The sequence below is a fragment of the Thalassospira lucentensis MCCC 1A00383 = DSM 14000 genome, from assembly GCF_000421265.1.
Taxonomy (GTDB): Bacteria; Pseudomonadota; Alphaproteobacteria; order Rhodospirillales; family Thalassospiraceae; genus Thalassospira; species Thalassospira lucentensis.
The window spans coordinates 25,510-39,064 of record NZ_ATWN01000003.1; the positions used below are offsets into that span (position 1 = coordinate 25,510).

The following is a 13,555-nucleotide window of genomic DNA, read 5'->3' on the forward strand; positions in this document are numbered from 1 at the left end:
TCGGGACCGGGCAACCATCGTGCCACCCGGTCCCGTTTGCAGTTCCAGCCTTAGAACGGGCTGTCAGGGAAATAGAAGTTCTTGGCGTTTTCTTGCGTAACGACAGTCGCACCAAGGATATAACGGCCTTCAACCGGGATGCTGGACGTGAATTTCAGCGCGGTCAGTTCCATCGCGGTTGCGATCATTGCCGGCGGATACAGAACGTCAATCGGCGTCAGTTTGTCGCCATCCATCACGCGTTTGATGATGTCTTTCATGCCAGCACCGCCAACGATGAACATCTCGTCGGTACGGTCAGCCTGTTTGACAGCTTCGATCACGCCAAGCGCGATGTCATCATCCTGTGCCCAGACAGCATCGATTTGCGGGAAACGCGACAGGAAGTCCTGCATGACTTCATAGCCATCATCGCGGTTCCAGTTGGCGTGCTTCATATCAAGCACTTCGATGTTTGATCCTTCGATGGATTCGATAAACGCATCCACACGTTCGGTATCAACCGTGGTCGGAATACCGCGCAGGATAACGATCTTGCCTTCGTCATCGAGGCGTTTACGGATGTATTCACCCGATACACGGCCCAGTTCCGGGTTATTACCCGCAACATAAACGTCCTCAATCCCCGGCAGGGACAAACCACGGTCAACCACGGTAACAAACTTGCCAGCTTCTTTAACCTGCTGAACCGGAACGGTCAGCGGATCAGACTCAAACGGCAACACCACAAGTGCATCAATGTTTTGAACCGACACCAGATCTTCAAGATCGTTGGCCTGCTCGGTTGCGCCGTTTGCCGAAACAACGATGACATCGATGTTCGGATAGGTGGCTTCAATCCGTTTTTCGGCCTGCTCGGCATGCCAGTTCAGACCACCGGCCCAGCCATGGGTCGCTGCTGGAATGGAAACACCGATCTTAATTTTTTCCTGTGCCATCGCACCGGTAGACACAAGGCCAAGGCCCAGAACACAGGCGGCCCCCAGATATTTTGTAAACGTTTTCATCAACGCTTCCTCCTGATCAAAAAAAATGATGCATTTTCACATTCATCCCGGACGTTGATCGCCGGTTATTTGCTCTTTTTGCGTCGCCAGTCCCCACGTTGCAGGAACACGGCAACGATGATAATCAGCCCCTGAACTGCTCCGTTCAGATAGTTACTGATCGCATCCGTCAAATTCAGAATATTACCAATCGTGGTCAGCATGATCGCACCAACAACCGTGCCCCAGATGCGGCCATAGCCACCCTTAAGCATGGTGCCGCCAATGATCACGGCTGCAATCGCTTCAAGTTCCCACAGAACCCCGGTTGAACTTGATGCCGACCCCAGACGCGGCACATAAATGATCGTCGCAATCGACACACACAGCCCCTGAATGACATAGGTCAGGGTCTTGATACGGTCGACATGGATGGCCGAATAACGCGCGACCTGCTCGTTCGATCCAATGGCAAAACATTTGCGGCCAAACGGCGTCATGTTAAGCAAAACATACCCGGCCACCGCGACGGCAAAGAACACCAGAACCGGTACGGGAATGCCCAGAATGTCGCCGTAATAAACCGGGCGATACACACCGCGGATATCAAAATCCAGCGACAAGGTCCCGCCGTCGGCCATATAGGTCACAAGCGATCTGTAAATCCCCATGGTGCCAAGGGTAACAATGAACGCTTCGATCTTGCCCTTGGTGCTGACAAGCCCGTTGATCGCCCCGGCACCGATGCCAAGGATCACGCTGAGCACGACCCCCAGCAGCACGGTTTCAACCCCGGCCCCAAGTGTCTCGACCAGACCGTTCATCACGACAATCATGGCCCCTGAAATAAACGCCGCCATCGACCCGACCGAAAGGTCAATGCCGCCGGCGGTAATCACGAATGTCGCCCCCACCGCGATGATGCCGATAAAGGCCGCACGGGTGAAGATGTTCGACAGGTTGCCGCCGCTCAGAAAGGCGTCATTAATCGCCGTCCCCAAAACAAACAGACCAACCAGCGCCAAAAACGGGCCCAGCGCTTTAAAATCAATGCTAAAGCCGCCCGAAGTCTTCTTTGTCGGTGCTTCGTTGCGCTCAACGCTACTCATGAACAGACGCTCCCTGCTTGCCTGAGATTCCTGTCGCGTGCCGCATGATCTCATGCTCATTGCGGCCATCCCCCATGAGAATGCCGGTAATGCGCCCCCCTGCCATCACCGCAATACGGTCAGACAGGCCAAGCATTTCGGGCATCTCGGACGACAGAAGAATGACGGATTTTCCGCGATCGGTAAGATCGCCGATGAAATGATAAATCTCGCTTTTGGTGCCGATATCGATGCCGCGTGTCGGCTCATCGATGATCACGATGTCCGGATCGGTTTCCATAACCTTGGCCAGAAGCAATTTCTGCTGGTTGCCGCCGGAAAAATCACCGACCTTTGATTTGCGATCAGCCGCCCGGATATCAAACGCCTCAATGGCGGTCTCAAGGGCGGCTTCCTCGGCCTTGCGGTCAATGAACACCCGCCCGAATTTCTCAAGGGCCAGCAACGTCAAATTGGGCCGCATATCCATATTAAGCAGCAACCCGCTGCCTTTGCGGTCCTTGGTCAAATAGGCAATGCCGCATTTCTTGGCATCTTGCAGACTGTTGATTTTGACAGGCTCACCGTTGCGCTCAATGCGCCCGCTGCTGCGCTCACGCAACCCGATGATGGCTTCCATAAGGGCTGTGCGCCCCGCGCCAACAATCCCGGCAAAGCCAAGAACCTCGCCGCGCCTCAGATCAAAACTGGCGTCGCGCACCTGCCCGTCCACCGAAACATCGCGCACCGACAATACGATTTCGGCACTGTGATCGGGGACCCGGTCGGGGAACATCTGTTTGATATCGCGTCCGACCATAAGTCGCGCCATATCGTCCTTTTCAAGCTCGGCCACCGTTTCGGTCGTGATATGGCGGCCATCGCGCAGCACCGTCACCCGGTCGGCAATCGCCTTGATTTCATCAAGCTTGTGGGAAATGTACAGGATCGCGACACCTTGTTCGCGCAGGCGCCTGATCTGATCAAACAGGATCTCAACCTCGCGCCCCGTCAAAACCGCGGTCGGCTCATCCAAAATCAGGATATCGGCCTTTTTCGAAAGCGCCTTGGCGATCTCAACCATCTGACGGTCCGACACCGCAAGATCGCGAATGCGTGCGCGTGGATCGACATCACATTGCAACTGGTCCAGAAGCTCCTGCGCCTGTGCGCGCATGGTTGCCTTATCAAGGAACCAGCCGCGTTTGATTTCACGGCCCAGAAAGATGTTTTCTTCGACGGTAAGCTGCTCGGCAAGGTTCAATTCCTGATGGATCAGGATCACGCCATGGCCTTCGCCAACTTCGCTATCAACGAAACTGACCGGCGCCTGATCAAGGATCAACTCGCCACTGGTTGGCTGATGATAGCCCGAAAGAATTTTAACCAGTGTGGATTTGCCCGCACCATTTTCGCCCAAAAGCGCATGGACCTCGCCCGCATGCAGATCGATGGAAACATCGAAAAGCACCTGTGCCGATCCGAATGACTTGCAAATCTGCCGACCGGACAGGCGCGAGCACCCCTCCTGATCGGGATCAACGGCGTGAACGGCCGCATCCGTCATGAATATATCCTCCCTAGCGTCGCATTTTCGCGATCATCTGTTGGTTACCTTCTCTGTAAACGTTTTCATTTTTCATGTAAACCTTTACATTTGCGTAACAGTGACCAAAATCACCCAGCGCACCACCGTGTTGAATGCCGCTGGACAGCCTGTGACCGGCGGAGTAGGAAGAAGCATGCACGAAAAAATCGCGACGATTGAAGATGTTGCCCGCCACGCAGGGGTATCGATTGCCACTGTCAGCCGGGCTTTGCACAAACCTGATGTGGTTTCCCAAACCACACGCGAAAAAGTGCAGGCCGCGATTGCGACCACCGGCTATACCGCCAATGTCATGGCCCGAAACCTGCGTTTGAACCGCTCGGGCATGATTCTTTTGCTAGTGCCAGACATCGGAAACCCGTTTTTTTCAGCAATCCTCTCTGGCATTGAACAAGGGGCGAGCAAGGCGGGCTATAATGTCCTGATTGGTGATACTCAAAACGACCCCGACCGCGAAGCCACCTATGCCGCCTATCTGCGCAGCAATCAGGCCGACGCGATGATCCTTTTGAACGGGCGTCTTCCGGCCCCGCTGGCCAATTCCCCGGCCAATGCCACCCCGCCGGTCGTCATTGCCTGCGAACGCATCCCCGGATGTGGTCTGCCCACGGTGATTATCGACAATGAACAGGCCGCCTTTGAGGCCACCACCCACCTGATAAACCATGGCCACCGCAAGATCGCCAATGTGGCCGGACCGGACAACAACATCCTGACCGTGGATCGCACTGCCGGATACCGCCGGGCCTTGAGCGAACATGGCATTGCAATTGATCCCAAACTGACCTTTGTCGGGGATTATTCAATCGATGCCGGGATTGCCGCCGGGCGCAGCCTTCTGGCCGATGCCAAAACACGCCCGACCGGGCTGTTTTGTGCCAGTGACGGCATGGCCATCGGCGTGATTGTTGCCGCCAAGGAACTTGGCCTGCGCGTGCCAGAAGACGTCTCGGTGTTTGGCTTTGATGATATTCATCTGGCCGCGGCCTATGACCCGCCGCTGACCACCGTGCGCCAACCGCGCCGCCGTCTGGGCGAACAGGCCATTACCCTGTTGCTTGATCGCCTTGATCCCAAGACTCCGAACAAAACCGGCAAAACCGATCCGGTCATTGTCCCGACCGAATTGATCATCCGGCAAAGTACCGGCCCCTGCCCGCAAGGCTGACATCCAAATGAGCGGCCCTGACGTCAGGTTCCTTAACCGTTGCCGATGTTACGCCACTCATCATAAACCGCCCGTGCGCGGCCTTCGTGGTCCTCGTCGGACTTGGCACTTTCAGATGCAAAAATCTTAAACCGGATGCCATTGGGATCGCGCACAAAAAGGCGGCGTGACGTGCCATCATCTTCGTTATGATAGACAATCTTGTGCTGAAACAGGTGGTTCTGCCACGCAATCACATCGCGCGCCGACCGACACCGCAACCCGATATGAAACACATCATCGGGCATCTGCGGATCATCGGCATACGGCCCGTTATCGGCCGGCCAGTCATAAAAGGATAGTCGCGTGCCGTCGCTCAAGGCATAGGTGATCAGCAGGTAATCGCTTTTCCATGACGGGCTATAGCCACTTTCCGCATGAACAAGTGTTGCCCCCATGACATTCAAGTAAAACGCGTCTGTCGCCGCAAGATCACGGGTTGGAAATGCAAGATGATCGACACTGACTGGTGCAGCTGTCATGTATGCCTCCGTTGGTCTTATTTACCCTTCTCAACAGATGGTGAATTTCGCTCCAAAATCAATCCGATGTCCTGCTTTTGAAATCGTCATGAAATCACAACATGCAACCATGTGCGAAATCACAGTACATATAGGCCGATTACCGTATTGACCCCCTTGCCCCCCACTGCTATTGGGTCGCCTTGCGGAACATACCGGCAATCGCGCGCGTTGTTACCCATATTCAAATGACGCGCATTTGGCATCACCGCCCTTGATGGGGGACATAAACGATGAATGACCATAGTTTATCCGTCTCCGGATCATGGATGACGCAGCGTTTCGCCGACCATTAGAGGATCGCACCTTTGTTGGTGCGCCTGATGGACCGTCCGGCTTTGGCGTTTTATGCCAAAGCCCCCAATCATCCCACATCCCCGTGACATAGTTGTAGAGAGCCGCCCATGCCCGCAACGCCATATTACCTGATCGACAAGTCCAAGCTTTTGCGCAACATGGAAAAGATCGCCTATGTGCGCGAACATTCCGGGGCAAAGGCGCTTCTGGCCCTCAAATGCTTTGCCACATGGTCGGTATTTGATTTCATGGCCGACTATATGGACGGCACCACGTCGTCATCGCTTTATGAAGTCAAACTGGGCCGCGAAAAATTCGGCAAGGAAACCCACGCCTATAGTGTCGCCTATTCGGACGGCGAAATTGGCGAGGTGATCGAAAATGCCGACAAGATCATTTTCAATTCCATCAGCCAGCTAACCCGCTTTGGCGATAAGGCCTCAAACATCGTGCGCGGCCTGCGCCTAAACCCGCAGGTTTCGACCTCAAGCTTTGATCTCGCCGATCCTGCCCGCCCGTTTTCGCGCCTTGGCGAATGGGATGTTGCCAAGGTCGAAGCCGTGATGGATCAAATTTCCGGCTTCATGATCCACAACAACTGCGAAAATGACGATTTCGATCTGTTTGATCGCATGTTGGGGAACATCGAACAAAAGTTCGGATCGCTTTTGTCGCGTGTTGAATGGGTCAGTCTGGGTGGCGGCATCCACTTTACCGGCGAAAATTACCCGCTCGATAAATTCTGTGCGCGCCTTCGGGCCTTCGCGCAAAAATTCGGCGTGCAGGTCTATCTCGAGCCCGGCGAAGCCTCGATCACCAAAAGCACAACGCTTGAGGTCACCGTGCTTGATACCCTGTTTAACGGCAAGAATCTGGCCATCGTCGATAGCTCAATCGAAGCCCACATGCTCGACCTTCTGATCTACCGCGAAAATGCCAAGGTGCTGCCCAACACCGGCGATCATGCGTACATGATTTGTGGCAAATCCTGCCTTGCCGGGGACGTTTTTGGCGACTTTAATTTTGAACATGAAATCAAGGTCGGCGACCGCATCTCGATTGACGATGCCGCGGGCTACACCATGGTCAAAAAGAACTGGTTTAACGGGGTCGGCATGCCGTCCATCGTCATCCGGGAACTCGACGGTACAGAACGCGTTATTCGCGAATTTGACTTTACTGACTTCGTCTCAAGCCTTTCGTAACCCGAAAGGGCTGTTTTCATAGCGAACCGGGGCAGAACAAAACCTGCCCCCACCTCTCAAACAAGGGAGTTTTTGGCCCGACATGAAAAAGAATGTTCTGATTATTGGTGCCGGTGGCGTCGCCCAGGTGGTTGCCCATAAATGTGCACAGCATAACGACGTGCTGGGCGATATTCATATCGCCTCACGCACTGCTGTGAAGTGTCAGCAGATCATCGACAGCATCCACGAAAAGAAGGCACTTAAGAACCCCGGCGTTCTTGAAGGTCACGCCTTGGATGCCACCGATGTTGATGCGACCGCAGCCCTGATCGAAAAAACCGGAAGCCAGATCGTCATTAATGTCGGATCTCCGTTCGTGAACATGCCCGTCATGTCGGCCTGTATCAAAACTGGCGTTGCCTATCTTGATACCGCCATCCACGAAGAACAGGACAAAATCTGCGAAACCCCGCCATGGTATGCCAACTATGAATGGAAACGCCGCGAAGAATGCGCAAAAGCAGGCGTGACCGCGATCCTTGGCATCGGGTTTGATCCGGGTGTTGTAAACGCCTATGCCAAACTGGCGGTCGAAGATTACTTCGATAAAATTGACTCGATCGACATCATCGACATCAATGCCGGCAGCCACGGCAAATATTTTGCCACCAATTTCGACCCGGAAATCAACTTCCGCGAATTTACCGGCACGGTCTATTCTTGGCAGGACAGCAAATGGCAGTCCAACAAGATGTTCGAAATCAAGAAAATCTGGGACATGCCCGTGGTCGGCGAAAGCCAGACCTTCATGACCGGCCATGACGAAGTCCATTCCCTGTCGCAGAACCTTGACGTACCGAACGTCCGCTTCTGGATGGGATTTGGCGATCACTACGTCAATGTCTTCACCGTGCTTAACAGCATCGGCCTTCTGTCCGAACAGCCCGTGACCACGGCCGAGGGACAGGAAGTCATCCCGCTTAAGGTCGTAAAAGCCTGCCTGCCGGACCCAAGCTCGCTGGCCCCGGAATATACCGGCAAAACCTGCATCGGTGATCTGGTCAAGGGCACGAAGGACGGCAAGGAAACCGAAGTCCTGATCTATAATGTCGCCGATCACAAAGACGCCTTTAACGAAGTCGGCAGCCAAGGCATTTCCTACACCGCTGGCGTACCGCCGGTGGCCGCCGCCATGCTGATCGCGACGGGCGAATGGGACGTCAAAAAAATGGCCAACGTCGAAGACCTGCCCGCCAAGCCGTTCCTCAATCTTCTGAACGGCATGGGCCTTCCGACCCGCATCAAGGATGCCAATGGCGACCGCGCACTCGATTTCAGCTAAGCGGTTTATGCGCTGATCTAAAACGTAAAATGGCGGGCCAAATCCATATGGCCCGCCATTCTTTTTATGGGTCTATCTCGCTTGTCGCCCCGATGGATCAGATCGATCAGATCGATCAGACCGTTTTCCAACTGACGATAACGCCCCCCAGCACCAAAACCGCGCCAACCCCCGTCACCAACGTAAAGCCAGATGCGGCATAAATCGGCCCCATGACCATCGGCCCGGCAAACACCGCCGAATAGGTCACCGCACTATTCAGCCCCATCACCGCACCGCGTGCGTCGGATGCCTGCCGGTTCAACGACACCACCAGCGCATTCAGACCAAGCTGGTTTAACATCCCCCAAATGGCGGTTCCCGCCACGGCACTGATCTGGCTTTGCAGGGTCAATCCCCACGTGCCATAGCTTGTGGCGATGGCGAGCAAAACCAAACACAGATAGCCGCGTGTGATTTTGGGCGACACCATGCCCAAAACAAATCCCATCACGCCAAATCCCACCCCATAGGCCAGGACGAAAACACCGCTTCCTTGCGCCGTAAGGTCAAAGGCGTGGCGGATACCAACCCCGAAAAAGGCAAAACTGCCGTAAAAGGCAGTCATATATACCAGCATCACCGCCAAAAGCGGCCAAACGCCGGGCAGGCGAAGCGCCCGCAGCGGCGATGTCCGCGTGCTGACCCCGCCGCGTATGTCTGACAGCAAAACCACCAAAATACCGGCCACCAGCACCGACAATCCGGCCATCAGGAAATAAACCATCCGCCAGCCAACATGCTCGGTAATAAACGCCGCCGCCGGAACCGCCACCACCAACGATAACGCCCAGCCGGTCAGAACCACGCCCAGCCGCGCGGCTTCGCGTCCCTTGGGGGCCGTTGCCGTTGCCGTGGCATAGGATCCGGGCAACAAAATACCGACCGCCACCCCGGCCAGCGCCTGCGACAGACACAGCCATATCCAATGCTCACTCAACCCGCTTGAAACCTGTGCGACCGCCAACAAAAGTGCCGCACTGCCCAAAACACGGCCAACCGACATCCGGTCAATCATCCCCGCCAAGGTCAGGGCTGACACCGCCGTCGCCGCGCCAAACGCCGAAATCGCCCACGCCACGTGATAGGTCTCGGTCGCAAGGCTAAAGGCGACCTCAGACAAGATTGGGCTTAAAACAAATGAGTTTGCCCCGACAAGCAACACCGCCCCAAGCAAGGCCAGAACCTTTACTTGCGCAATGGCATTCGGATTAATTTCGGCATTTTGCTGTGTCATCATGCCATGTGATATGATTTGGCCTGTTTTAGGCAAGGAAATTCGATACTTAGCAGATAAAAACGAACCCCGACTTCAAGGCATGCCTCAAACGATAAAAGCAAAAAGGGGACGGGAAAGCAAAAGGAAAGCAAAAGGGGACTGTCCCCTTTTTCCGGTCCCCTTTTTCCGTCCGATCACGTTATTGCCGTGCCCAAGTTCCATAATAAAGACGAGGTGCTTTAGAATGCACTCATCCGCTAGCTTGGGTTGTGCTATGATCCTGCCACGGCATAGAGGAAATACTAGGATTGAATGGAAGGACGATTGGATGGATGCCGAGAAGTACAACCGCTCGGTCACGTTGCTGTGCCCGATCTGTGGTAGCGACCAGTTCGAATTCGAAAACAGCGATGAAATCGTCGATTCAGCCCACTGCGCGGGCTGCGGCCGTAGGTTCACGAGGGACGAATTGATTGAGGAGAATGGCGAAAACATTAACGAGCACGTGAAGGAGATGGGCCAAGAGATTACCCGCGACTTCGCGAAAGAGATGCGAAATACCCTGAAAAAGGCATTCCGCGGCAACAAGCACATCAAGTTCAAATAGGGGATGATGATGGAATTCAGCGACATCATCTCGCTGATTGCCCTACTGATCGCTGCGCTGTCATTAGGGATGAACTTCTGGTTCAACTGGCGCCAGATTCCTCTACTCCGACATAGCTTAAAGAAAAGTCAAGCAGAAGCGTTGGAAGAAAAGAAGGCCGATATTGGCGCAAAAGTCGTCAAGCTGGGAAACAGTAAGTACCGGGTAAAGATCTTTAACCGAGGCAAGGCCGCAGCGAGGAACGTCCAGATCGAGTTCCCGGACAGCAATGGCCTGATTCCAGATCAGGAGATCCGCGACAAATTTCCCATGGAAGTGCTGGAACAGCACGATTCGGTTGACCTGATTGCACACGTCCATATGCGGACACCGCGCAAGCATGCGGTGTTGCTGAAATGGGCAGACGATCATTCGGACAGTAATGAGAAACCCAGCTATCTGACGTTGTGACCACGGGATTGCGCATGGCCATTGGGCCGACTTTGCGTCGACTGGGGCGTTGGCTTGCGACGCGCCGCAGACGTTCGCGCCTGCAACTGTCAAAGCAAAAAGCAAAGCAAAAAGGGGAGTGTCCCCCCTTCTTCAATATTCCGGCATCTGATCATGAATGGTATCGAGTCCTGACCTTGTGGTCAGGAAATGACGCCATGGGCGCATCCCGCGCCGGAAAGGGCGGCGCACAAAATATCCGGCGGCAAAAAACAATACCATTGGCTAAGGGCGTCTCATGACCGACGGGGAGCGCCAAATTTCCCTGAAAAAGCCCCCACCCTTACGAACAGCCCACCCCCGCTACCGCACCGCAAAACAAACCCTTCAAAATCAACTGTTTGACAACCGAAACCGCTTTCGGATAGCGTTTCACCTCCCCGAAAGCGGTTTCGGCAGCAAAAACATCGTCAAAAAGGCGATGAAATGAAAAAGGATCTGAATAAAAACAAGGGAGGCCCTGTGTCACGCGTTCGGCAACGCCCGCAAACCATGTCGATTGCCAGACTGGCAAAGCACCTTGGCCTGTCCGAGGGCACGGTTTCGCGCGCGCTGAACAACTATCCCGACATTGCCGACAAAACCATCGCGCGCGTGCGCAAGGCCGCCGATGAACTGGGTTATCGCCCCTCCACCACCGCCCGGCGTTTGGCGCGTGGTGTGGTTGAAACCGTCGGTTTTGTCCTGCCCGCCCGCCATGGTCATCAAATTGATCCGTTTCTGGCCGAAATCCTTGACGGGCTGGCGACCGAGCTTGCCCTGTCGGACTGGGATTTGCTGGTTGCCGCCGTCCCCGAGGGCCATGACGAGGTCGAAGTCATGGACCGCCTGATCCGGTCCGGCAAGGTGGGTGGTTTTGTCATTGCCCGCACACGGCGCCACGACCCGCGCATCGACTATCTGCGCAAATCGCATATCCCCTTTGTTGTGCAAGGCCGCACCGAAGACTGCGACGATTATGCGTGGCTCGATATCGACAATGAAAAGGCCTTTGTCGATGCCATGGACCATCTTGTTGGTTTGGGCCATCACAAGATCGCCTATCTCGGTGGCGATCCCGACCTGAACTATGCGTGGCAACGCCGGTCCGGATATCTGAGCGCGGCAAAAACCCATGGCTGCGATGTTCTTGACGGCTACCTTCATGACGGCATCACCGATGAAATGGCCGCCCGGCACGCCGTTGCCGACCTCCTCAAACATCCCGACCGCCCCACCGCAATCCTGTGCGTCACCGATGCGGTCGCCATTGGTGCGATCCATGCGCTGGCCCATGCCGGGATTACGGTTGGCGAAGAAATATCGGTTATCGGTTTTGATGGCCTGCCCATGGGGGAGGCCATCCACCCCGGCCTGACCACCATGAGCCAGGCCAGTTATCAGGTCGGCCGCGCGGTTGGCCGCATTGTTGTCGAACAGGCCAACGAGACCAAAGAGGCCAACGCGCCCGCATCCGAGTTTTCCCAAATCTTGTGGGAAGCAACGCTGACCATCCGTGGATCAGCCAATCCGCCAGCGCCAAAGCTGGCAGTTAGTGCCAAACCGGCATCCATGCCGGTCGCCAATGCCAAGGGAGGCATCTCATGAAAACAAGGTTTACGCGTGCATTGACTCTCGCAGCCGTCGGCCTGCTGGTTTCCACCAGCATGGCAAGTGCGCAGCTGCGTTTCTGGACCATCGAAGAACAACCAGACCGCCTTGCCAAGCAACAGGAAATGGCCAAGGCGTTTGAGGAAAAAACCGGCACCGCCGTCGAAGTCATTCCGGTCACCGAATCCGAACTCGGCACACGGGCCACGGCCGCCTATGCCGCCGGTGATTTGCCTGATGTGATTTATCTGACCCTGCAATATGTCCTGCCATGGTCCGAGGCTGGTATCCTTGATACCGAAGCCAACAACGAAGTCATCCGCGATCTTGGGGCTGATACCTTTGCCCCGGCCGCCTTGTCGATGGCCGATTTTGATGGTGAAACCGCCGCCGTTCCGTCCGATGGCTGGACCCAGATGGTGCTATACCGCAAGGATCTGTTTGACGAAGCCGGGTTAGAGGCCCCCAACAGCTACGCCAACATTCAAAAGGCGCTGGAAAAACTGCACAATCCGCCGGAAATGTATGGCTTTGTCGCCGCGACCAAGATCGACGACAACTTCATGAGTCAGGTGCTCGAACATGTGCTTCTGGCCAATGGCGCAACCCCGGTTGCCAAGGATGGCTCTGTCGGATTTGACAAGGCCAAGCTGGTCGAAGCACTCGAATTCTATAAATCCATCGCCAAGGCATCGCCCCCCGGTGATCTGTACTGGAAACAATCGCGCGAAGTCTATTTCGCCGGTCAGGCGGCGATGATCATCTGGTCGCCCTTCATTCTGGATGAACTGGCGGGCCTGCGTGACAGCGCCCCGCCTACCATCAACGATGACCCGACATCGGGCGAACTGGCATCGAAAACCGGCATCGTCACCCGTCTGACCGGCCCGTCCAACCCGGATGGTGCCGCATGGGGGGACATCAACTATTTCGGCATCACCAATGACGCCGATACCGATGCCGCCGAAGAATTCGTCAAATTCTCGATGGACGAGGGCTATGGCAATACATTGTCCATCGCCCCCGAAGGCAAATTCCCGGTCCGCAATGGTACTGCCGACGAACCGGAAAAATTCGTCGATATGTGGTCAACCCTGCCGGTTGGCGTGGATCGCAAAAAACCGCTGTCCGAGCTGTATGATCCGGCCGTGATCCACGAAATCGTTTCGGGGCTTGAAACGGCAAACCGTTGGGGTGTCGCCGAAGGCCAGTTGGCCAAGGCATCGCGCATCATCAACAGCCAGATCATCAACACGCTGGTCCGCGAATATATCGACGGCGAACGTGATGCATCGGCAACGGCTGATTTGATCAACGAAGAAATCGCCGCCGTCGAATAAACGATCTTGAATTCGGGGCGGGCTGATTTTGGGC

13 protein-coding genes are annotated in these 13,555 nt (G+C 55.3%); 8 read left to right on the forward strand and 5 right to left on the reverse strand.

What is annotated here, in order from left to right; translation table 11 throughout:
- Positions 1-50: 50 nt before the first annotated feature.
- From K355_RS0106955 to K355_RS0106965, 3 genes are all read right to left on the reverse strand, one after another.
- Positions 51-1,007: an ABC transporter substrate-binding protein gene (locus K355_RS0106955; RefSeq protein ID WP_022731396.1), complete on the reverse strand. Its 957-nt coding sequence runs from the start codon at positions 1,005-1,007 to the stop codon at positions 51-53.
- A 65-nt stretch (positions 1,008-1,072) separates the two neighbouring features.
- Positions 1,073-2,095, reverse strand: a complete 1,023-nt coding sequence (locus tag K355_RS0106960) for an ABC transporter permease (protein WP_022731397.1) — start codon at positions 2,093-2,095, stop codon at positions 1,073-1,075.
- A complete protein-coding gene (locus tag K355_RS0106965; RefSeq protein ID WP_022731398.1) occupies positions 2,088-3,641 on the reverse strand; it encodes a sugar ABC transporter ATP-binding protein in 1,554 nt (517 codons plus the stop codon). The genes K355_RS0106960 and K355_RS0106965 overlap by 8 nt, the downstream gene beginning before the upstream one ends.
- 175 nt (positions 3,642-3,816) lie before the next feature.
- Here K355_RS0106965 and K355_RS0106970 point away from each other — a divergent pair, with 175 nt between their 5' ends.
- On the forward strand, positions 3,817-4,851 hold the full coding sequence (locus K355_RS0106970) for a LacI family DNA-binding transcriptional regulator (protein WP_022731399.1): 1,035 nt from the start codon (positions 3,817-3,819) through the stop codon (positions 4,849-4,851).
- A gap of 32 nt (positions 4,852-4,883) precedes the next feature.
- On the opposite strand, the gene K355_RS0106975 is transcribed toward K355_RS0106970, so the two are convergent.
- A complete protein-coding gene (locus tag K355_RS0106975; protein ID WP_022731400.1) occupies positions 4,884-5,372 on the reverse strand; it encodes a VOC family protein in 489 nt (162 codons plus the stop codon).
- A 443-nt stretch (positions 5,373-5,815) separates the two neighbouring features.
- On the opposite strand from K355_RS0106975, the gene nspC reads away from it, so the two are divergent.
- Complete coding sequence (nspC, locus tag K355_RS0106980) at positions 5,816-6,913, forward strand: carboxynorspermidine decarboxylase (protein WP_022731401.1); 1,098 nt, start codon at positions 5,816-5,818, stop codon at positions 6,911-6,913.
- A gap of 82 nt (positions 6,914-6,995) precedes the next feature.
- Positions 6,996-8,237, forward strand: a complete 1,242-nt coding sequence (locus K355_RS0106985) for a saccharopine dehydrogenase family protein (protein WP_022731402.1) — start codon at positions 6,996-6,998, stop codon at positions 8,235-8,237.
- A 115-nt stretch (positions 8,238-8,352) separates the two neighbouring features.
- Here K355_RS0106985 and K355_RS0106990 read toward each other — a convergent pair whose 3' ends face one another.
- Complete coding sequence (locus K355_RS0106990) at positions 8,353-9,516, reverse strand: MFS transporter (protein WP_022731403.1); 1,164 nt, start codon at positions 9,514-9,516, stop codon at positions 8,353-8,355.
- A gap of 307 nt (positions 9,517-9,823) precedes the next feature.
- On the opposite strand from K355_RS0106990, the gene K355_RS0106995 reads away from it, so the two are divergent.
- The 5 genes from K355_RS0106995 to K355_RS0107020 all read left to right on the forward strand — a co-directional run bounded on the left by K355_RS0106995 (position 9,824) and on the right by K355_RS0107020 (position 13,521).
- Positions 9,824-10,102: an ECs_2282 family putative zinc-binding protein gene (locus K355_RS0106995; protein ID WP_022731404.1), complete on the forward strand. Its 279-nt coding sequence runs from the start codon at positions 9,824-9,826 to the stop codon at positions 10,100-10,102.
- 9 nt (positions 10,103-10,111) lie between these two features.
- Positions 10,112-10,552, forward strand: coding sequence for a hypothetical protein (locus tag K355_RS0107000; RefSeq protein WP_022731405.1), 441 nt, complete (start codon positions 10,112-10,114; stop codon positions 10,550-10,552).
- 277 nt (positions 10,553-10,829) lie between these two features.
- Entirely contained in the window at positions 10,830-11,021 is a 192-nt protein-coding gene (locus K355_RS0107010; RefSeq protein ID WP_022731407.1) for a hypothetical protein, read from the forward strand.
- Positions 11,022-11,053: 32 nt separating this feature from the next.
- The gene (locus tag K355_RS23355) at positions 11,054-12,178 is read left to right on the forward strand and encodes a substrate-binding domain-containing protein (protein WP_162142286.1); all 1,125 of its coding nucleotides are present in this window, start codon (positions 11,054-11,056) and stop codon (positions 12,176-12,178) included.
- Positions 12,175-13,521, forward strand: a complete 1,347-nt coding sequence (locus K355_RS0107020) for an ABC transporter substrate-binding protein (RefSeq protein ID WP_022731409.1) — start codon at positions 12,175-12,177, stop codon at positions 13,519-13,521. The genes K355_RS23355 and K355_RS0107020 overlap by 4 nt, the downstream gene beginning before the upstream one ends.
- Positions 13,522-13,555 lie beyond the last annotated feature (34 nt).

Excerpts from the sequence above, each read along its gene's own strand:
- K355_RS0106955 (WP_022731396.1), bottom strand. The coding sequence starts at position 1,007 with ATGAAAACGTTTACAAAATATCTGGGGGCCGCCTGTGTTCTGGGCCTT.
- K355_RS0106960 (WP_022731397.1), bottom strand. The coding sequence starts at position 2,095 with ATGAGTAGCGTTGAGCGCAACGAAGCACCGACAAAGAAGACTTCGGGC.
- K355_RS0106965 (WP_022731398.1), bottom strand. The coding sequence starts at position 3,641 with ATGACGGATGCGGCCGTTCACGCCGTTGATCCCGATCAGGAGGGGTGC.
- K355_RS0106970 (WP_022731399.1), top strand. The coding sequence starts at position 3,817 with ATGCACGAAAAAATCGCGACGATTGAAGATGTTGCCCGCCACGCAGGG.
- K355_RS0106975 (WP_022731400.1), bottom strand. The coding sequence starts at position 5,372 with ATGACAGCTGCACCAGTCAGTGTCGATCATCTTGCATTTCCAACCCGT.
- nspC (WP_022731401.1), top strand. The coding sequence starts at position 5,816 with ATGCCCGCAACGCCATATTACCTGATCGACAAGTCCAAGCTTTTGCGC.
- K355_RS0106985 (WP_022731402.1), top strand. The coding sequence starts at position 6,996 with ATGAAAAAGAATGTTCTGATTATTGGTGCCGGTGGCGTCGCCCAGGTG.
- K355_RS0106990 (WP_022731403.1), bottom strand. The coding sequence starts at position 9,516 with ATGATGACACAGCAAAATGCCGAAATTAATCCGAATGCCATTGCGCAA.
- K355_RS0106995 (WP_022731404.1), top strand. The coding sequence starts at position 9,824 with ATGGATGCCGAGAAGTACAACCGCTCGGTCACGTTGCTGTGCCCGATC.
- K355_RS0107000 (WP_022731405.1), top strand. The coding sequence starts at position 10,112 with ATGGAATTCAGCGACATCATCTCGCTGATTGCCCTACTGATCGCTGCG.
- K355_RS0107010 (WP_022731407.1), top strand. The coding sequence starts at position 10,830 with ATGACCGACGGGGAGCGCCAAATTTCCCTGAAAAAGCCCCCACCCTTA.
- K355_RS0107020 (WP_022731409.1), top strand. The coding sequence starts at position 12,175 with ATGAAAACAAGGTTTACGCGTGCATTGACTCTCGCAGCCGTCGGCCTG.